This window comes from Microbacterium sp. NPDC087868, from assembly GCF_044900755.1.
Classification (GTDB): Bacteria; Actinomycetota; Actinomycetes; order Actinomycetales; family Microbacteriaceae; genus Microbacterium; species Microbacterium galbinum.
Genome location: NZ_JBJDNO010000008.1, coordinates 16,934 through 36,029, shown reverse-complemented (window position 1 = coordinate 36,029; position 19,096 = coordinate 16,934). Strand labels below are relative to the sequence as shown.

13 protein-coding genes are annotated in these 19,096 nt (G+C 62.9%); 6 read left to right on the top strand and 7 right to left on the bottom strand.

All coding sequences use genetic code 11. The annotated features are described in order from the left end of the window. Nucleotide 1: 1 nt before the first annotated feature. The gene (locus tag ACI2JZ_RS17785; RefSeq protein ID WP_404598765.1) at nucleotides 2–2,137 is read left to right on the top strand and encodes a molybdopterin oxidoreductase family protein; all 2,136 of its coding nucleotides are present in this window, start codon (nucleotides 2–4) and stop codon (nucleotides 2,135–2,137) included. Then, nucleotides 2,134–3,627 (top strand): FAD-dependent oxidoreductase, encoded by a 1,494-nt coding sequence (locus ACI2JZ_RS17780; protein ID WP_404598763.1) that lies wholly within the window; start codon nucleotides 2,134–2,136, stop codon nucleotides 3,625–3,627. The genes ACI2JZ_RS17785 and ACI2JZ_RS17780 overlap by 4 nt, the downstream gene beginning before the upstream one ends. Nucleotides 3,628–3,887: 260 nt before the next feature. Here ACI2JZ_RS17780 and nirD read toward each other — a convergent pair whose 3' ends face one another. Then, the gene (gene nirD / locus ACI2JZ_RS17775) at nucleotides 3,888–4,265 is read right to left on the bottom strand and encodes a nitrite reductase small subunit NirD (RefSeq protein ID WP_105662151.1); all 378 of its coding nucleotides are present in this window, start codon (nucleotides 4,263–4,265) and stop codon (nucleotides 3,888–3,890) included. A gap of 358 nt (nucleotides 4,266–4,623) precedes the next feature. Between nirD and nirB the strand changes: the two genes are divergently transcribed. Further along, nucleotides 4,624–7,239, top strand: a complete 2,616-nt coding sequence (gene nirB, locus ACI2JZ_RS17770) for a nitrite reductase large subunit NirB (protein ID WP_404598762.1) — start codon at nucleotides 4,624–4,626, stop codon at nucleotides 7,237–7,239. A 22-nt stretch (nucleotides 7,240–7,261) separates the two neighbouring features. Here nirB and ACI2JZ_RS17765 read toward each other — a convergent pair whose 3' ends face one another. Then, nucleotides 7,262–8,251, bottom strand: a complete 990-nt coding sequence (locus ACI2JZ_RS17765; RefSeq protein ID WP_402735081.1) for an aldo/keto reductase — start codon at nucleotides 8,249–8,251, stop codon at nucleotides 7,262–7,264. A gap of 133 nt (nucleotides 8,252–8,384) precedes the next feature. On the opposite strand from ACI2JZ_RS17765, the gene ACI2JZ_RS17760 reads away from it, so the two are divergent. Further along, complete coding sequence (locus tag ACI2JZ_RS17760; protein WP_105662040.1) at nucleotides 8,385–9,266, top strand: SPFH domain-containing protein; 882 nt, start codon at nucleotides 8,385–8,387, stop codon at nucleotides 9,264–9,266. 725 nt (nucleotides 9,267–9,991) lie between these two features. On the opposite strand, the gene ACI2JZ_RS17755 is transcribed toward ACI2JZ_RS17760, so the two are convergent. From ACI2JZ_RS17755 to fdhD, 4 genes are all read right to left on the bottom strand, one after another. Then, the gene (locus ACI2JZ_RS17755; RefSeq protein ID WP_404598761.1) at nucleotides 9,992–10,618 is read right to left on the bottom strand and encodes a hypothetical protein; all 627 of its coding nucleotides are present in this window, start codon (nucleotides 10,616–10,618) and stop codon (nucleotides 9,992–9,994) included. A 195-nt stretch (nucleotides 10,619–10,813) separates the two neighbouring features. Then, entirely contained in the window at nucleotides 10,814–12,295 is a 1,482-nt protein-coding gene (locus ACI2JZ_RS17750; protein WP_105656189.1) for a nucleobase:cation symporter-2 family protein, read from the bottom strand. A 158-nt stretch (nucleotides 12,296–12,453) separates the two neighbouring features. Beyond that, entirely contained in the window at nucleotides 12,454–14,775 is a 2,322-nt protein-coding gene (locus ACI2JZ_RS17745) for an FdhF/YdeP family oxidoreductase (protein ID WP_105662043.1), read from the bottom strand. Between the two features lie 57 nt (nucleotides 14,776–14,832). Beyond that, a complete protein-coding gene (gene fdhD / locus ACI2JZ_RS17740) occupies nucleotides 14,833–15,660 on the bottom strand; it encodes a formate dehydrogenase accessory sulfurtransferase FdhD (RefSeq protein WP_404598760.1) in 828 nt (275 codons plus the stop codon). A 92-nt stretch (nucleotides 15,661–15,752) separates the two neighbouring features. Between fdhD and ACI2JZ_RS17735 the strand changes: the two genes are divergently transcribed. Further along, nucleotides 15,753–16,592, top strand: a complete 840-nt coding sequence (locus ACI2JZ_RS17735; RefSeq protein ID WP_404598758.1) for a GNAT family N-acetyltransferase — start codon at nucleotides 15,753–15,755, stop codon at nucleotides 16,590–16,592. Here ACI2JZ_RS17735 and ACI2JZ_RS17730 read toward each other — a convergent pair. Beyond that, a complete protein-coding gene (locus tag ACI2JZ_RS17730) occupies nucleotides 16,570–17,340 on the bottom strand; it encodes a VOC family protein (protein WP_404598757.1) in 771 nt (256 codons plus the stop codon). The two genes, ACI2JZ_RS17735 and ACI2JZ_RS17730, sit on opposite strands and share 23 nt — an antisense overlap. 191 nt (nucleotides 17,341–17,531) lie before the next feature. Between ACI2JZ_RS17730 and ACI2JZ_RS17725 the strand changes: the two genes are divergently transcribed. Beyond that, entirely contained in the window at nucleotides 17,532–19,091 is a 1,560-nt protein-coding gene (locus tag ACI2JZ_RS17725) for a long-chain fatty acid--CoA ligase (RefSeq protein ID WP_404598755.1), read from the top strand. Nucleotides 19,092–19,096 lie beyond the last annotated feature (5 nt).

Below are 19,096 nucleotides of genomic sequence, written 5' to 3'. Positions count from 1 at the left end.
GATGACCGACACTCATTGCCCCTATTGCGCCCTGCAGTGCGGCATCACCTTGGAACCCAACCAGCAGGATCACGGCACCGAACCGGTGAGCCTGAAGGGACGGGACTTCGAGACCAATGGCGGGGCGCTGTGCCGCAAAGGCTATAGCGCCGCCACGCTGCTCGATCACCCAGAACGCCTGCAATCACCCCTGCTCCGCCAGCCCGATGGAAGCTTTGCCCCGGTTAGCTGGGAGCATGCGCTGGATCTGGTTGCCGAAAAGGCGCTAGGCATCCGGGCCGAATCCGGAGCCAACGCACTCGCGGTCTTCGGTTCCGGGTCGCTGACCAATGAAAAGGCCTACCAGCTGGGCAAGTTCGCGCGGCTGGCCCTAGGTACCTCGCGGATCGACTACAACGGACGGTTCTGCATGTCCTCGGCAGCCGCCGGCACCAACCGCGCCTTCGGCTTGGACCGGGGATTGCCTTTCCCGCTGGCTGATCTGGATTCGGCCGGGATGATCCTGATGCTCGGTTCCAACGTGGCCGATACGATGCCGCCCTTTGTCCGGCATCTGGCCGGAGCCCGTGAGAACGGCGGGCTGATCGTGGTTGATCCTCGCCGTTCAGCTACAGCCAAGCTCTGCGCCGATAATGCTGGCTGGCACCTGCAGCCGACCCCGGCCACCGACCTACCGCTGCTGCTGGGCTTGGCCCACGTGCTGGTGGCCGAGTCCCTGGCCGACACCAGCTACGTGGCCGCCCGCACTAACGGTTTCGATGCAGTGAAAGCGTCCTTGGCCAGCTGGTGGCCAGAACGCACCGCCCAGGTCACCGGCGTTCCTGCCGAGCAGATCCGGCACACCGCCCGGGCCTTGGCGCAGGCGGCCAGCGAAGCGAAGGCCGGCGGCAAGCCCGTCTACATCCTCACCGGCCGCGGCATCGAGCAGCATTCCAACGGCACCGATACGGTCACCGCCGCGATCAACCTCGCGCTGCTGCTCGGCTTGCCCGGAACCTTGGCCGGCGGCTACGGCACCATCACCGGCCAGGGCAACGGGCAGGGCGGTCGGGAACACGGGCAAAAGTGCGACCAGCTTCCCGGCTACCGCAAGATCACCGACCCGGAACACCGTGCACAGGTTGCCCGCGTCTGGGGCGTTGCCCCGGAAACCATTCCCGGTCCCGGGCTTCCCGCCGTTGAACTCCTCGACGCGCTAGGTACCCCCACCGGTCCGCGCATGCTGATGGTCCACGGGGCCAACCCGGTGATCTCCGCACCCGATGCGTCGCGCGTGATCCACGCACTGTCCAGGCTGGATTTCCTGGTGGTCTGCGACTTCTTCCTCTCGGAGACTGCAGCCCGAGCGGACCTGGTCTTGCCGGTGCTGCAATGGGCTGAAGAAGAAGGCAGCATGACCAACTTGGAGGGGCGGATCCTGCGCCGCCGCGCTGCCTTGGCGGCACCGGAACATGCGCGCGGCGAACTGTGGATCCTCGCCCAGCTCGCCCAGCGGCTGGATGCTCCCGGCCACTTCTCCCCCGATCCGCGGGAAGTTTTCGAAGAACTCAAATTGGCTTCGGCCGGTGGCCTGGCGGACTACTCGGGGGTGCGTTGGGATGACCTCGATGCCGGGGCGGCCATCTACTGGCCGTGCCCTGCAGGCACCGAAGTGAAGGCCGGGCGCGGCATCCGCAATGGAACCCCTCGGCTATTCCTTGACGGTTTTGCGCATGCGGATCGGCGTGCAGTGCTGGTGCCAGTTGCTTTCCAACCGGAACCCCGGAAGAACAACGCGGCCGTGTCCCTGGTGACCGGCCGGCTGCTGGAGCACTACCAGTCTGGCGCCCAGACGCGCAGGGTCCCCGAGCTGGCCCAGGCCGCACCGGAACCGCTGCTGGAAATCCATCCGGCAACCGCGCTGGCCCACCGAATTGCCCAGGGGCAGAAGGTCATGATCAGTAATGAACGCGGTGCAGTCACCGCCCGCGCGCTGCTGACCGCTGATGTCCGGCTGGACACGGTCTTCCTGCCCTTCCACTACCCGGATTCCGGTACCGCAAACCTGCTGACCGAGGCGAAGGTCGACCCGTACAGCAAGATGCCGGAATTCAAGCACGCCCATGTTTCGCTGAGCGCTGTGAAAGAGGAACAATGAACGAGCAACGCCCGCAACGCATTATCATCATTGGCTTCGGCCCCGTCGCCGCGTCCCTTGTCGAAGGGCTGCTCCCGGCAGCGGCGGCCGGCCACTGCGCCATCACCATCATCAGCGCCGAAGACCACCTGGCCTACAACCGTGTGCTGCTCGCTGAACTGGCAGCCGGAGCCGCCGAGTTCGGGCATTTGGGCATGGTGGATCCGCAACGCCTGGCCGATGCCGGAGTCGACGTGCGCTTGGGCGTGCAGGCTACCGGCATCGATCGCTCACGGCGCCGGATCCATCTGGGCGGCAACGACTATGTGTCCTACGACCGGCTTGTTTTCGCCACTGGCGCCCGAGCGGTGATCCCCACGCTCAACGGCCTGAATTTCGATCCGCACGCTGATGCTTCACTGCCAGTCGGAGTTTTCGCCCTGCGCACGGTGGATGACGCCCACCAGCTGCGCAAATCTATCGATCTTGGCCAGCGCATTTTGATTCTCGGCGGCGGTGTTCTGGGTATCGAGGCGGCCTTGGCCATTGCGCGCACCGGGGCGCAGGCGGTGCTGGTGCATCATGGTCCGGCGCCCTTGGGACGCGTCGTGGATGCGGATGGAGGGGCGCTGCTGACACGTAATCTGCGTGAAGCAGGTGTCGAGGTGATCCCCGGTGCGAAGGCCAGTGGCATTCAGAAGGATGCACAGGGTTTCACCGGCCTGATGACTTCCACCCACGGACTGATCCAGGCTGATGCCCTGCTCATTTCCACGGGTGTGAGAGCCAGAACAGAGCTGGCCTCGGGCTGCGGATTACCGGTGGGCCGCGGTATTAAGACTGATGAATTCCTTTGCGCCGATACCGAGCAGCGAATTTTCGCCCTCGGTGACTGTGCCGAAGTTGCAGGACAGCCACCGGTCGGATTGCTGGCCCCGGGCTGGGCCCAAGCCGCATGGTTGTCCCAGCAATTGTTGCTGCTGGCTGGTTCCTCTGGCTCCGAGCCGCTTGCTGCCCCGGACTTCTCTGCTTCTGATGTATTGATGCTCAAGGGACAAGGCATCGAGCTGACCGCCGCCGGCGATATCAGCGCCGGTTATTGGGACGATACCGATCTGCAGGCAACAATCTATGCGGACCCTGCGCGCGGACGCTATCTGAAGATCGTCACCCGGCAGGATACGGTCACCGGATTCCTGGCCATGGGATTGCCGCAAACCAGTGCCGAACTCGTGCTGGCCTATGAACGGGCCACCGCCTTGCCTGAAGACCGCTCCAACCTGTTGCGGCTGGATGATCCGGCAACGGATCAAATCGCTGCTATCCCCAGCGATGATGATCAGCTGTGCCGCTGTTCGGGCGCTACCTACGGCCAGGTCGCCCATGCTGTAGGCGCTGGTTGCACCACCGTCGCCGAGGTCGGCGAGAACTGCCGTGCGGGCACCGGATGCGGCGGGTGCAAAGCGAAGATCGAAGAGTTGCTGGCCAAGGCGCCTGCCCTGGCGCAATGACTCCAATGGGCGGTCGGCTCCCAGCGAGCTGGCCGCCCTTGCCTATGCCCGGCCGGAACGCCAAGACGCAGGGACGAAAGCCATGAGCTTTCGTCCCTGCGTTTGGATGATGATGCGAGTTGCCTTATTCTTGCACGCCACCGCTGGAAAATGCGATAGCCGGAGCTAATTGGTTGCAAGCGAATCCGTCTCGTCGTTCAGTTCGTACCAGCCTTGCCAGGCCGAATGCTCGACGTTCAGGCTGCGATCTGATTTGATACTCATTTGCTCTGCTCCATCCATAGCTGTCCCTCGATTTCCATGAGCCGCTGCACTGGCAGCGGCAGCGAATCGGCGTTCAGGCATTCGCCGGTATCCAGTCGGTACACTTCCTTGTGCAGCGGGCAGGCAACGGTGGCCACGCTGGTTCCTTCGACCATGGTGTCGCCCAGAATGCCGCGGGCCATGACCTTCGCGCCGCTGTTCGGGCAGTGATGCGAGGTTGCGTAGAAGGCATCTTCTTCGGTACGGAACAGGGCTAGCTGTGTGGCCTCAAGCCACAGCGCTTCTCCCCATCCACGCTCCAGCTCTGCACTGCGGCAAAGCGGAGCCAAGCTCAAAGTAGCTTCACGGGTGTCTTCTGCAATTTGCGTGCTCATGAACGTAAGCCCTTCGTGGTTGGCATCTGCTGACATACCGAGCTTAGAAGCCGCATGTTTCGCCCGATGCTTCCAGTCGTTGCCAGTCCGTAAAGCATGCCTAACAGCAAAAATGGGCACCGTGAATCCTGGATTCTCCCGTAAATCCGCTGGTTTATCCTGTCCAATTGCCTTTGCGCAACGATTGCCCATTGCGAATGATTCGAATATGTTTCAGCCGCTTCACCTGGCTTTCGTCTGATGGTGGAGAGAATTGCTCCGGCCGAAACACAAGGGTAATTGCGGCGCAAAGCATGCTTTCTACAGTGGACTCATCAGCCTGAAACTCACCGTTTCCCAGCGAAAGTCGAAATTGATCATGGGTACTCCACACAATGCACGCAACATCCTGGTTATCGGCGGCGGTCCCGCAGCCCACCGCTTCACCGAAGCCCTGGCCAGCCGCGCACCGCAGGATCTGAGCATCACGGTATTGACCGAAGAAACCCACCTTCCCTATGATCGCGTGGCGCTCTCCCAGGCGTTGACCAACCCCGGAGTCGATCTCACCCTCGGCGATCCGAAGCTCTGGGAAACCGAGCATGTCACCTTGGAAACCAACGCCAAGGCCATCGCTATCGACAGCACCAAGCGCACGGTCACCACGGAAGACGGACGCATTTTCAGCTACGACGAATTGGTGCTGGCCACCGGTTCCAACGCGGCCACGTTGCCAATCGCCGGCAACGAGCACACCTTTGTGTACCGCACGCTGGAAGATGTCTGGTCCATCGCGCAGAAGGTCAAGGAACTTTCAGCTTCCCTGGGCCGCACCCCGGTGGTAGCTACCATCGGTGGCGGGCTGCTCGGTTTGGAAGCTGCCGCGGGTGCCCAAGCACTGGGTGCGGAGGCAGTGGTCATTGATGGCGGCAAATGGCTGATGGGCACCCAGCTGGATGAAGGCGCTGGCCAAGCCATGGGCCGGCTCATCGAGCAAACCGGATTCACCGTCCACAACGGCGTTTTCCCGCAGGAAATCCTGACCAGCCAGGAGTCCGGCAGCACGGCTGTCACCGGCGTGCTGATGGCTGATGAACGCACCATCGATGCGGATATGGTGGTCGTTTCGATCGGTGTTCGTCCCCGCGATGAACTGATCCGCAATTACAACGCGGCCCTTGACGAAGCAGGAAGCCCGGCACCCCGTTTCGGCATGGGCCCACGCGGCGGCGTGGTCATCGACGCGCATTGCGCCACCGATATCGAGCACATCTGGGCTATCGGCGAGGTCGCGAACTACGAGGGTTTCTGCATTGGCCTGGTCGCTCCGGCCAACGCCATGGCGGAAATCGTGGCCGAACAGCTGGCCGGGGGCGAAGCCGAATTCGCCGGCTTCGACACCGCCACCAAGCTCAAGCTCTCCGGTGTGGATGTGGCCAGCTTTGGCGATGGCTTCGCCCGCGCCGAGGGGGCGCTGGAAGTGGTCTATGCCGATGCCCCGCGCGGCCTGTACCAGAAGCTAGTGGTGTCCTCCGATGCCAAGACACTGCTCGGCGGCATTTTCGTTGGAGATGCCACCCCGTACCAGTCGCTGCGTCCTTTACTCGGACGGGAGCTGCCCGGCGAACCAGGCGCGTACCTCAGCGCCTTGGGCGGCGAAGCGCCGGAGGGCGAACTGCCCGATGATGCGGTGCTGTGCTCCTGCAATTCGGTCACCGCCGGCACCATCCGCGATGCAGTCTCCGGTTGCGGCTGCTTCGAGGGCGAAGCGCCGGTGACCACCGTTTCCGGGCTGAAGGGGTGCACCCGTGCCGGCACCCAGTGCGGGTCATGCGTGCCGATGCTCAAGAAGCTCATGGAAGCGCAGATGCTCAAGGACGGCGCGGAAGTTTCCACCGCCCTGTGCGAGCATATTTCCTTCTCCCGTCCGGAGCTCTACGAAGCCATCCGCGTGGCCGGGTTGCAGGCCTTCGGCGAGGTGATGGAACGCTTCGGCACCGGCCAGGGCTGCGATATCTGCAAGCCGGTGATCGCCAATATCCTCTCCTCGCAGACCAGCGCCCACCCGATGGATGCAGGTCTTGCCGGCGCCCAGGACACCAACGACCGCGTGCTGGCCAATATGCAGAAGGACGGCACCTACTCGGTGGTGCCGCGCATCCCGGGCGGGGAGATCACCCCCGAGAAGCTCGGCGTGATTGCCGCGGTGGCGCAGAAATACGGCCTGTACACCAAGCTCACCGGCGGCCTGCGCATCGACATGTTCGGCGCCCGCTTGGAGCAGCTGCCCGAGATCTGGCGCGAGCTGGTGGACGCCGGCTTCGAATCGGGCCAGGCCTACGGCAAGTCGCTGCGCAATGTGAAGACCTGCGTCGGTTCATCCTGGTGCCGATACGGCATGCTCGATTCCACCGCGCTGGGCATCGAAATGGAGCTGCGCTACCGGGGCCTGCGGGCACCGCACAAGCTGAAGATGGGCGTTTCGGGCTGTGCCCGCGAGTGCGCCGAAGCCCGGGCCAAGGACATCGGCGTGATCGCCACCACCGATGGCTGGAACCTGTATGTGGGCGGCAACGGCGGCGCCAACCCGGCCCATGCCCAACTGCTGGCCGGCGGGCTGGATGATCAAACGCTGTTCAAGTACATCGACCGCTACCTGATGTACTACATCCGCACCGCTGACAAGCTGCAGCGCACCGCGCATTGGCTGCAGGACCTGGATGGCGGATTGGAACGGGCCAAGCAGGTGGTGATCGAGGATTCGCTGGGCCTGGCCGACGAGTTGGAAGCGGCCATGGAAACCCACGTGGCCAACTACGAGGACGAGTGGGCCGCCACCTTGGCCGACCCGGTGAAGCTCAAGCGCTTCCGTTCCTTCGTGAACACCGCCGCACCGGATACCGAGCTGGAATATGTTTCCGAGCGCGGACAGCAGCGCCCCGCCGAGCCGGTGGCACTAGGTGCCAGCATCCCGGTCGGGGCGCCGCAAGGCTAGGAACGGCATCCCACCCGTGCTGCTACCAGCGCGGGTGGATCTGTTCGCGCAGCTTGGCGTCGTAGAGGTCGCGGACCGAGGTGTTGAAGCCCTCGGAGATCTGCAGCGAGCCGGCAGCCGCGTTGGCGCGGGCCTGCTGCGCATTGCGGGCTCCGGGGATGATGGTGCTCACCCCGTCCTGGGCGGCCAGCCAAGCCAAAGCCACCTGGGCACTGGTGGCTTCGGGCGCCTCGGCGGCAGCTAGCTTGGCGAACTCGCCAGCGGCTTGAAGACCGGTGGCGTAGTCCACGCCGGAGAAGGTCTCCCCGACATCGAAGGAGGAGCCATCGCGGTTGAAGTTGCGGTGGTCGTCCTTGGCGAACTCGGTCTGCAGGGTGTAGCGGTTGGTCAGCAATCCGCTGGCCAGCGGCACCCGGGCGATGATCCCCACCCCTGCCTCGCGGGCTGCCGGAAGCACGGTTTCCAGCGGCTTGTGGCGGAAGGCGTTGATGATGATTTGCACGGTGGCGATGTTCGGGCGGGCAATAGCCGCCAGCGCCTCGTCCACGGTTTCCACCGAAACGCCGTAGTTGGCCATCCGGCCTTCATCCACCATGGTGTCCAGCGCATCGTAGATCGCATCGGTGGAGTACACCGGGGTTGGCGGGCAGTGCAGCTGGACCAGGTCCAGGGTGTCCACGCCCAGGTTCTTGCGGGAGCGGTCATTCCACGCGCGGAAGGCATCCAGGTTGTAGTTCTCCGGCAGCTGCTCGACACGGCGGCCCATCTTGGTGGCCACGGTGACCCCGGCGTCCGGGTTGGCCTTCAGCCAAGTGCCGATCAGCTGCTCGCTGCGGCCATCGCCGTAGACATCGGCGGTGTCGAAGAAGCTCACGCCGGCTTCATAGGCGGCATCGAGTACGGCTAGCGCGTCGGTCTCGTCTACCGAGCCCCAGTCAGCGCCTAGCTGCCAGGTGCCCAGGCCAATGGCCGACACGTTGCGGTGGGTACGTCCAAGTTCTCGTTTTTGCATGCCTCCGAGTCTAGTGCCCGAAGTGCCTATTTCCGGTCGATAGCAGATCATATTTCTGTGTTGCGGTGTCTGAATTTGTTCTCAATTATCTAAACGATAGAATATAAATTACCGTCACACCATCGAGGAGATCATGTTCCCCACTATTCTTGCGGTCATTTGCGCCGTCGTTGGATTGCTCGTCATGCTTGCCAGCAAATCCATGAAGCCAGAAAACAAGAACCGCTCTTCCACGCGCTTCACCGGAATCAGCATCTTCATCGTCTCGCTGATTGTGCTGGCCATTATGTCCACCACCATCGTGCAGCCACGCACTGTAGGCGTGAAGGTCGCGCTGGGCAAGCCGACCTCCGTGGTGAGCAACGGCTTCCACCTGAAGTGGCCATGGGAAAAGGTCGAGAAGCTGGATGGCTCGGTGCAGAACGACGTCTACTCCGCCAGCAGCGCCATCCCGGTTCGCCTGGGCAACAACGGCCGAGCCGACGTTGACGCCTCGATCCAGTGGCAGCTGAAGACCGACGATGCGATGGACGTGTTCCTGGATTACCGCACCTTCGAGGGCATCCAGTCCAACCTCGTCGACCGCAACTTCCGCGCCGCTTTGAACGAGGTCATGGCCACCTATGATCCGCTGGAATACGGCGAACCGGCCAGCGGCGGCCAGGACCTGGAAGGCCTGGCGAAGTCCGTCCAGGAAAAGATGCAGGCCAAGGTCAAGACCCAGATCGAGATCCGCTCGGTTACCTTGCCGATCATCAACTTCGACGAGCCGACGCAGAACCGCATCAACGAGCTGCAGGCGGAAACCGCCAAGACCCGCGTGGCCCAGCAGCGCAAGCAGACCAGCCAGGCTGAAGCCGAAGCCAATAAGATCCTGGAACGCTCGCTGACTCCGGAAACCTTGACGTCCAAGTGCCTGGATATCGTCGCCGAATCCGGCCAGAGCCCTATCGGCTGCTTCCCGAATTCAGGGGTCCAGCCCATTACGATGACTGGCGACAAAGACAGCAAATAGCCCCCTTTGATCATCGCCCCCGTCCACAGGACAGGGGCGATGATTAGCTTAATTTTGGACCTGCACCAATGAACTACGTTGCGCTGGTGTTTAGGGGGTGACTCGTGGGGAAAAGTTTTATGGATCGCTACTTGCTAATGAGATGAGCGGGTCAAGTTTCTGAAACAGAGTCGTTGATGATCCCTCAATACTTTCAAGCCGCGAACCTGTCGGCGATGTCTGAGGCGTTTTCCACTGGCTGTTCAGCCGAGTCGTCTTAGAAGGTCTTGTCGTGTTTTTCCGAGTCTCTTTCTATCAATTGGTTGGAAGTCCTACACAGTTCATCTGGCTGGCTTCGCGCGAGTGCAGGCATGGTTCAGATCCATCTCGCGTGAAAGTGCTGAAAGGGATCATCGAGACTGCTCTCTACAAGAACTCAGTATTTGATCTGGAGGAAGACCTGCTCTCCGCAAGCCGGAGCAGGTGGCAGCCGATGAGGTCAATGAATTTGAGCACGCCCCAGTGCCAAGTTTCTACGACACCGAAAATCGGCGTGACTCCTATGTGTTCGCGTCTGAAACTGAACGGTCAATAACCGTGCGGGCGCGCTTCGAATTTGACTACACAAATTCTGCACTGATCTAGTCGGGTTCCATTAGGAGCAACAGAACCCCTAACCGTATTGGCCAGGGGATTCTGTTGTTCTCAACCACGTGATAGCTCAAGAAACTTTGGTCACACAGCGGTCACTCGCAGCTTTGAGCTCGCCACTCGTAGCGGATATTTCCGACAACAGAAAAGCTTTTCGATGATTTCAAATCTGTCTTATAAATAACCCGAAGCTGTGAAACTTCAGCGTTTTCCACACCATTCTTCACGGCACCTTCGAGACCTACCTGCACATTTTCCCCGGCAGGGACTTCGATGGGACTATCTAAAGGTGCTAATCTCTTAGCGATTTCTTTGAATTCTGCCTCTTTGAGGCTCTCATTAGTCCATGCCATCAAGCTAGTCTCACCTTCGGGTAGCAGTGCTGCCACGGATCGCTTTGACTCCCAGCCCGTAGCCTCTACAGCTTGCACGTCAGTGATCCATAGCAGATCTTCTGAAGTGCTGGATGCTACATCGCCGACAAAGTTCTGCTCGTGAAATACTCCGCACAAAGTGTTTTCGACGTCGCCTTCAGGAGCGCCTAGGGCCAATGCCCCAGTCTGCGTGGCTTGAACCCCGCCGCAAGCGGAAAGGGCACAAATAGTTGCTAAAGCAAGACAACCTGAATAGATCTTACGTATCATCATTTGAGCTAATGCTACCGGGATTCTGTCCCGGCCAATCGCGATGACCGCACGCGATTTACCTTTGATTAAAGTCATGTTCTTGTCGAATTTTAAACGTGGCTAAAATGTCCCACATTCTAGGCGAGCGCCAACGCGTCTGAATCCTCAGAATCTACCAGAATCCGACCGATGGATGGCTTGGAAACTGTTCATATTCAAGGTCAGGATGAACGGCTATGCGCCCAATCCTCGATTCAGATTTGGGCTCGGTAGACGAATGCTTTCGCGGGGCTAGCCCTGCGGCATCGGACGGTCACCGGCGTGGCCTGGCTGCTCCGAGATGACCTGGATTTCCAGGCCCTTCGAGTCGTACAGCTTGCCATCGATCAGGCGGTCGCCGTCTTCAAGGCCGGCCAGCTGGTACTTGTAGACGGTGCGCAGCGACGTTTCCTTCTTGCCCCAGTTCAGCTCGTTGAAGATGATGTTCAGCAGCACCGCCATGATGGTGGCCGAGGAGATGCTGGACTGGAAGATGGTGCCAACCCAGGCAGGGAATTCGGCGTAGAAGTCGGGCTTGACCATGGGAATGCAGCCGAAGGCCAGCGAGGTCGCGATGATCAGCATGTTCATGTTGTCATCCTTGGCCTTGGCCAAGGTGCGGATGCCTGCGGCCGCTACCGAGCCGAACAGCACCACGCCGGCGCCTCCCAGCACCGGGGAGGGGATGGAGGCGACCACGCGGCCAAGCACTGGCAGCAGGCCGAGGACCACCAGGATGCCGCCACCGGCGGCCACCACGAAGCGGCTCTTCACACCGGTAATGGCCACCAGCCCGACGTTCTGCGCGAAGGCCGACTGGGTGAAGGTGTTGAAGATCGGGGCGACGGTGGAGGAGAGCATGTCGGCGCGAAGGCCGTTGGCGATGCGCCGCGAATCCACCTTGGATCCGGTCACCTCGGCCACGGCGAGCATGTCTGCGGTGGTTTCGGTATAGGTCACCAGGATGACGATCATCATCGAGATGATGGCTCCGATCTCGAAGACCGGGGCGCCGAAGGCGAACGGAGTGGGAACCGCGAAAATGTCGCCGGTGAGCACCTGCGAGAAATCGGCCATGCCCATGAACACTGCCACCAGGGTGCCAAGCGCAATGGACAGCAGGATGGACAGCCGCGAGAGCGCAGGGATGCCGGACTTGGACAGCGCCAGCAGGATCAGCAGGGTAATGGCGGCCAGGGCGATGTTCTTGATCGAGCCATAGGAATCCCCTGCGCCCGCCCCGCCCATGGCCCAGTCGGCGGTGACCGGGAAGAGCGAGACGCCGATAATCGTGATCACCACGCCGGTGACCACCGGCGGGAAGAAGCGCAGCAGCTTGGCGAAGAACGGGGCAATGACGATGCCTATGGCGCCCGAGGCGAGCACCGCGCCGAAGACTGCCGGCATGCCTCCCCCGCCGTTGAGGATGGCGATCATGGTGGCCACACCGGAGAAGGACGTGCCCTGGACCAGCGGCAGCTGGGCGCCGAAGAATGGCACGCCCAGGGTTTGCAGGATGGTGGCCAGGCCGCCGATGAACAGGCAGCTGGCGACGAGCACGCCCATTTCGGCCGTGTCCATTCCCGCAGCCCCGCCCATCACCAGCGGCGGAGCGATGATGCCGCCGTACATGGTCAGCACATGCTGGAAACCGTAGGCCACGGTTTTCGGCGCAGGCAGGCGTTCGTCTTCGGGTCTGATGCTCTCAGCGGATTGGCTGCGGGCAGCACTCATGGGGAATTTCCTCTTCGGTGGACTGCGGATTGGCGCACCCCATGCGTTCGGGATGCGCCCCGCCGTCAATTCTCCCGCACAAGCCCGCCAGGTTGACAGCTGGTGAAGCGCAGATGGCTGCGAGGTGCATTACGTCAAGCGCTTAGCACTGCTCCACGTCAGCTATCCAGCGTGCGTCCAGGCTGCTGGGTGTGCTCGACGAAACGCACCATCATCGCCTTGAAACCCGGGGTGTTGGACTCGCGGGCCACCAGATCGCGGTGCACCAGCGCGTTGGCCTCCGGGTAGTAGGCCGCCACGCAGCCCTTGGCCGTCGGATAGGACACCAGGCGGAAGCGGTTCGCGCGGCGCTCGGAGCCGGCGAAGGTGGAAATCACGTCCACCAGGTCCCGGTCGCTGTACCCGGTCTCAGCCAGGTCCTCCGGGTTGATCAGGATGACCCGGCGGCCGTCCTTGATCCCGCGGTAGCGGTCATCGAGCCCGTAGAAGGTGGTGTTGTACTGGTCGTGGCTGCGCATGGTCTGCAGGATCAAGTGGCCTTCGGGAGCTTCCAGCGCTTCAAAGTCCGATACGGTGAAGCGGCCCTTGCCGATGTCCGTGGCGAAGGAGCGGGTATCGCGCGGCGGATTGGGCAGCACGAAGCCGTTCTTCTCCCGCACCCGGGTGTTGAAGTCCTCGAAGCCGGGCAGCACCTTCTCGATGTGGTCGCGGATCACGTCGTAGTCCTCGGCCATGGCACGCCAGTTGACCGGGTGCCCATCGCCCAGGATGGCCTGGGCCATGCGGGCAACGATGACCGGCTCGGCCAGCAGGTGCTCGGAGACCGGGGTGAGCCGGCCGCGGGTGGACTTGATCACCGACATGGAGTCCTCCACCGAAAGGAACTGCGCACCGGTGGGGTGCTTGTCGTCCTTGTCGGTGCGGCCCAGGGTCGGCAGGATCAGCGAGGTCTTGCCGTGCACCACATGCGAGCGGTTGGGCTTGGTGGAGATGTGCACGGTCAGCTTGGCACGCTGCATGCCCGCCTCCAGCGCTTCGGTGTCCGAGTTGGCCAGGGCGAAGTTGCCGCCCATGGAGACGAATACGTCCACTTCGTCCTTCTCGAAGGCATGCAGGGCCTCGGTGGAATCGTAGCCGTGGGCGCGCGGGGATTCGATGCCGAATTCGGCGTCCAGCGCTTCGAGCAGCTGCTCGCCGGGCTTCTCCCAGATGCCCATGGTGCGATCGCCCTGCACATTGGAGTGCCCGCGCACCGGGCAGGCGCCAGCACCTGGCTTGCCGAAGTTGCCCTGCAAAAGCAGCAGGTTGATGATTTCCTTCAGCGTCGGCACCGAGTGCGGCTGCTGGGTCAGGCCCAGCGCCCAGCAGATGATGGTGGCCTTGGACTTGGCCAGCAGCATCGCGATCTCGGTGATCTGGGTGCGGGTCAGTCCGGTGGCCTCCTCGGTAGCTTCCCAGTCCAAGGTGGCGCGCGCGGCCTGGTAGGCCTCGAACCCGTCGGTGACCGCGGCGATGAACTCGTGGTCCACCACGGTGCCCGGATGCTTCTTCTCTTCTTCGAGCAGCAGGTGGCCGAAGGCCTGGAACAGGGCCAGGTCGCCGCCGACCTTGATCTGCAGGAAGTCGCTGGAAATCGGGTCGGCCTTGCCCAGCATGCCGCCCACGGTCTGCGGGTCCTTGAACCCGAAGAAGCCTGCCTCCGGCAGCGGGTTCACGGCAACGATGCGGGCGCCGCGCTTGCGCGCATCGGCCAGCGCGGAGAGCATGCGCGGATGGTTGGTGCCGGGGTTCTGGCCCACCACGAAGATCAGGTCCGCATGATCGAAGTCTTCCAATGACACGGTGCCCTTGCCGATGCCGATGGTCGGGTTCAGTGCGCTGCCCGAGGATTCGTGGCACATGTTCGAGCAGTCGGGCAGGTTGTTGGTGCCCAGCGAGCGGGCGAGCAGCTGGTACATGAACGCGGTCTCGTTCGCGGTGCGCCCGGAGGTGTAGAACACGCACTTGTCCGGGGTGGTCGCGTTCACGTGCTCGGCGATGGTCGAGAAGGCCTGCGCCCAACTGATCGGGGAGTAGTGGGTCTCCCCCTCGCGAATGATCATCGGAGCGGTGATCCGGCCCTGCGAGCCCAGCCAGTATTCGGTCTTGTCGCGCAGGTCCTCGATGGAGTGCTGCGCAAACCACTCCGGGGTGACGGTGCGGGCGCTGGCTTCCTCGGCGATGGCCTTGGCGCCGTTCTCGCAGAACTCGGCGGGCTTGCGCTTGCCGGTGATGGATTCAGGCCACGCGCAGCCCGGGCAGTCGAAGCCGTCGTGCTGGTTGACGCGCAGCATCGAACGCAGGGTACGCGACGGGCCGGCTTCGGCGAAGCCGCGCTCCATGGATACCATCACGGCCTTCAAGCCGGCGGCGGCGTGCTTGGGTTCGCTGACCTTCAGTTCATCTTCGTTGATGTCCTTTTTGGGTGCCGAACGATGCATGAGACCCTCCTATTGGTAGCGCGGCCGGTACTGATATCCAGCTCACATATTACAAGGCTACGCCCTGATCACCCGATCCGCATGTGTATAAATGTTCACGCTGTGCCTGCGGGAAAAAGCGGCCAGCGTCAGACCCGATTCTTCGGCCAGGTCAGCGGCCAGCGACGAGGGCGCACTGACCGCTGCGAGCACCGGAATTCCAGCCATCGCGGCCTTCTGCACCAGCTCGAAGGAGGCGCGTCCGGAGACCTGCAGGACGGTGTCGCCCAGCGGCAGCAACCCGTCGCGCAGGGCCGCTCCGATGACCTTGTCCACCGCATTATGACGCCCGACGTCTTCGCGCAGGATCAGCAATTCCCCGGCGGTGGAGAACAACCCGGCCGCGTGCACTCCCCCGGTGGCGGAGAACAGCTGCTGCGATTCGCGCAAGGTGTCCGGCAGGCCCAGCAGCGTTTCCAGCCCAACCCGCCCCGACTCAGGGGAGGGTGCGAAGGCGGCTTTCTTGCGCACTTCGTCAATGGAGTTGGTGCCGCAGATCCCGCAGGCTGAACTGGTGACCACATTGCGGGCAGCCAGGAGATCAGGATGCTCCGCCCCCGCGCCCAGCTGCACCTCGATGACGTTATAGGTCTGGTTGCCTGCTTCATCGGTGCCGGCGCAGTAGCGCAGGGAGGCCAGATGCTCGGGCGCGGAAATGATTCCCTCGCCCACCAGGAATCCGGTGACCATGTCGAAGTCGTCACCCGGGGTGCGCATGGAGGTGGTGTAGGAGGTATGGCCGAAGCGGATCTCCAGCGGCTCCTCGCCAGCCAGCTTCTCCTCGCGGACGCGCGATCCCTCCAGCGTTGCCCTGACCACGCGGCGGCGCACGATCTTGCGACCCATAATCTTCTCCTGCCTGCTGCTTTCCTCCCCTGAGTGTGGCACCGTTGGCGACCCGAGGCAAAGTGGAGGGGTCGCGACCGTAAACTATGCAGATGGATACCGATCATGACCGCTTTCTCCGGCTCTACGACGAACAGCTGCGCACTGATGCCGAGACGCCGGGCGCACTTTCCGTTGCCCGGCTCGGTCCGCTGCGCTTGGCAACCTATGCCGGCGGGCGTGGTTTCATCACCTACCCGCACTTCAGCGGGCAAGAGCCCCAGGCATTAGCCCAGCTGGCAGGACCGGCACTGGAGCATTTCTCGGCGCAGCCGCAGATCCGCGAGGTGGAATTCAAAACTCGCGGGCACGATCACGCACCTGGCCTGGCCGAGCGCCTGCATGCCCTGGGCTTCATTGCCCAGCCGAGCGAATCGATTATGATCGGGCCCCTTCAGTCGCTGTTCAGCGATGGGCCCGATCCGGCAGGGCTGGAATTGCGGTGCGTGAGCACTTCGGACGAGATCGAAGAAATGTGCCGGATGGTCGACCGGGCCTTCGGCGAACCCTACGATCCGGCGACAACCCAAGCCCTGGTTTCGCGCATGTCGAGGAATGACGGGATGGAGCTGTGGGTCGCGTGGGCCCAGGGGCGGATGGTGGGCGCTGGCCGCCTGGAGCCGGTGGCCGGCACCGAATTCGCGGGCCTCTGGGGTGGCGGGGTGCTGCCCGCATTCCGCGGACGCGGCGTCTACCGGGCCTTGGTCGATGCCCGGGCGCGCAGCGCGGTGGCCAAGGGCTGCAAATACGCGCACAGCGACAGCACCGAGTACTCCCGCCCGATCCTTGAACGCCAGGGGCTGCTGAAGGTTTCCGCCACAACCCCTTACCTGTGGAAGCGCACGGAGACCGGCAGCCAACTGCCGCCAGCTAATTGCGCGACGGGGCGATGATCGCGAACTCTGCGCCGGTGACGTCGCTGAGCACGGCCATGCGGCCAAAGTAGGAATCATGGGGCTCATGGATGATCGTGCCGCCGAGCTTCTCGGCGAGCGCCACGGTCTGCTCGGCATCCGCCACCGCGAAGTAGGCGCGCCAACCGGCCTTGGACTCCGGATAACTGGAGATGTCGAAGATTCCGGCCACCGCCTCGGAACCTTGGCCGTAGGTGTGGTAGCGGAATTCATCCGTGTCCGAGACCGGGGACAGGCACCAGCCCAGGGCCACACGGTAGAAACGGGCCACTGCCTCGAAGTGCCTGGTGTGCAGCTCGTTCCAGATGCGGGTGCCCGGTGCACGGCTGGCGGTTGTGTCTGCTGATTGGAATGCCTGGAAGAGTCCAACGCCGGTTCCCGCTGGGTCCCCGATGATGGCCATGGTTCCCTGGCCGGGAATGTCGATGGGCTTGAGGTAGACCTTGCCGCCGTGCATCTTGGTGGCATAGGCGGCGGCGTGCACATCGGTCACATTCAGGTAGGTGGTCCAGGCATCTTGCACCTCGGAATCCGGGTCATTGGCAATGAAGCCGGTGACCATTTCCCCGTTGAGGTAGACCTCGGCATATCCTTCGTCGCGGGTTTCCTCGTCATGGCGGACTTCCCAACCGAAAAGCTGCCCGTAGAACTGCGTGGAGCCCTCCATGTCGCTGGTGAGCAAATCGACCCAGCACGGCTCGGCTCGAGGATCCCTTGGTGCCGGCATCGCTTCCCCATTCCACAATTCATCCAGCTCGTTTGGGCTGAGTCTATGTCCTTTTTATCCAGATCAGCAACGGAAATTTTCCATCGGTCAGGATATTGCGAAACTCAATACCTCGCACTGAACCGCAGTTCCAATATGGTTTAATGTGACACGGCACACAATGCACTGCTGGGCAACCCGAGGAGTTCACCATGAGCGTTTCCACATCCAATCTCACTGTTTCAGTGGCGGCCATCCTCGCAGAAGGGGCTGCCCGCTACGGCGAGCTGAACGCCATCACCGTCGATGGCCGCAGCACCACCTATGAGCAGCTGTGGGAGCAGGCCCGGCAATACGCCGGAGCCCTGCAAGCCCAAGGCATCGAGGCGGGCGACCGGGTGGCCTTGCTCATTCCCAACGTCACGGACTTCGCCCGCGCCTACTACGCGGTTCTGGCCCTGGGCGCCGTAGCGGTACCGGTCCACGCGCTGCTCAAGGCGCGCGAGATCTCCTACATCCTGGAGGATTCCGAAGCCAAGCTGATGATCTGCGCCGCACCGCTGCTCGCAGAAGGAGCAGCGGGGGCCGCCGCTTCCGGGGTGCCGGTGCTCAGCGTGCTGGCTCCGGAGGAATCGGGCGCCATCCGGTTGGAAGACCTGGCCCGGCACGCCGCGCCGATTGGCACCTACCTGCCGCGCCGCCCCGAAGACCTGGCCACGATCCTGTACACCTCGGGCACCACCGGCAAGCCCAAGGGGGCGCTGGGCACGCATCTGGCGTTGATCGAGCAGACCCACACCACGTTGCTGAACACCATGGAATTGCGCCGCGGCGACAAGCTCTTCGGCGGGTTGCCGCTGTTCCACACCTTCGGCCAGACCTGCGTGCTCAATACCGGGCTGCGGGTGGGGGCCGAGGTCATGCTGCTGCCCAAATTCACCGCCGAAGGGGCCCTGGAACTGTTGCTGGAGGCTGGCATCGACGTCTTCTTCGGGGTGCCCACGATGTATGTGGCCCTGCTCGAAGCGGGCAAGCAGCGCGAAGGGATGCCGGAAAAACTGCGCTACGCCATTTCCGGAGGGGCCTCGCTTCCGGTATCCATCCTCACCGCCTTCGAGCAGCGCTTCGGCGCGCGGATCCACGAGGGCTACGGGCTGACCGAGACCTCTCCGGTGGCTTGCTTCAACCATGTGGGCGTCGACCCGCGGCCCGGAACCGTGGGCACCCCGGTCTGGGGCGTGGATGTGGAAATCGCCGATCCTGCCTGCCCCGATGAAATCCGGCTGCTGCCGCGCAGGGAGCTGGGCGAGCTGGTGGTGCGCGGGCACAACTTGTTCTCCGGCTACCTGAACCGGCCCGAGGCCACGGCCGAAGCGGTGGTTGATGGCTGGTTCCGCACCGGGGATCTGGGGACCAAGGACGAAGATGGCTACCTGCGCATCCTGGACCGGACCAAGGACATGATCCTGCGCAACGGCTACAACGTGTACCCGCGCGAAATCGAAGAGGTGCTGGTTTCCCATCCGGAGATTTCCAACGCCGCCGTGTACGGGGTGCCGCACGAAACCCACGGACAGGAGATTGCCGCATCGGTGACCTTGGAGGCCGGCTCCACGCTGGGCGCGCAGGAGCTGGTGGCGTGGGCCAGCAAGCAGATGGCCGCCTACAAGTATCCGCGGCTGATCGAGATCGTCCAGGAATTCCCGCTGGGTCCCAGTGGGAAGATCCTCAAGCGCGAACTGGTTGCGCAGTTCACTGCCGAGCAGGACTAGCGAAC

What these genes read in the sequence shown, in the direction of transcription:
- ACI2JZ_RS17785 (WP_404598765.1), top strand. Translation starts at nt 2, where the DNA reads ATGACCGACACTCATTGCCCCTATTGCGCCCTGCAGTGCGGCATCACC.
- ACI2JZ_RS17780 (WP_404598763.1), top strand. Translation starts at nt 2,134, where the DNA reads ATGAACGAGCAACGCCCGCAACGCATTATCATCATTGGCTTCGGCCCC.
- nirD (WP_105662151.1), bottom strand. Translation starts at nt 4,265, where the DNA reads ATGAGCACGCAAATTGCAGAAGACACCCGTGAAGCTACTTTGAGCTTG.
- nirB (WP_404598762.1), top strand. Translation starts at nt 4,624, where the DNA reads ATGGGTACTCCACACAATGCACGCAACATCCTGGTTATCGGCGGCGGT.
- ACI2JZ_RS17765 (WP_402735081.1), bottom strand. Translation starts at nt 8,251, where the DNA reads ATGCAAAAACGAGAACTTGGACGTACCCACCGCAACGTGTCGGCCATT.
- ACI2JZ_RS17760 (WP_105662040.1), top strand. Translation starts at nt 8,385, where the DNA reads ATGTTCCCCACTATTCTTGCGGTCATTTGCGCCGTCGTTGGATTGCTC.
- ACI2JZ_RS17755 (WP_404598761.1), bottom strand. Translation starts at nt 10,618, where the DNA reads ATGACTTTAATCAAAGGTAAATCGCGTGCGGTCATCGCGATTGGCCGG.
- ACI2JZ_RS17750 (WP_105656189.1), bottom strand. Translation starts at nt 12,295, where the DNA reads ATGAGTGCTGCCCGCAGCCAATCCGCTGAGAGCATCAGACCCGAAGAC.
- ACI2JZ_RS17745 (WP_105662043.1), bottom strand. Translation starts at nt 14,775, where the DNA reads ATGCATCGTTCGGCACCCAAAAAGGACATCAACGAAGATGAACTGAAG.
- fdhD (WP_404598760.1), bottom strand. Translation starts at nt 15,660, where the DNA reads ATGGGTCGCAAGATCGTGCGCCGCCGCGTGGTCAGGGCAACGCTGGAG.
- ACI2JZ_RS17735 (WP_404598758.1), top strand. Translation starts at nt 15,753, where the DNA reads ATGGATACCGATCATGACCGCTTTCTCCGGCTCTACGACGAACAGCTG.
- ACI2JZ_RS17730 (WP_404598757.1), bottom strand. Translation starts at nt 17,340, where the DNA reads ATGCCGGCACCAAGGGATCCTCGAGCCGAGCCGTGCTGGGTCGATTTG.
- ACI2JZ_RS17725 (WP_404598755.1), top strand. Translation starts at nt 17,532, where the DNA reads ATGAGCGTTTCCACATCCAATCTCACTGTTTCAGTGGCGGCCATCCTC.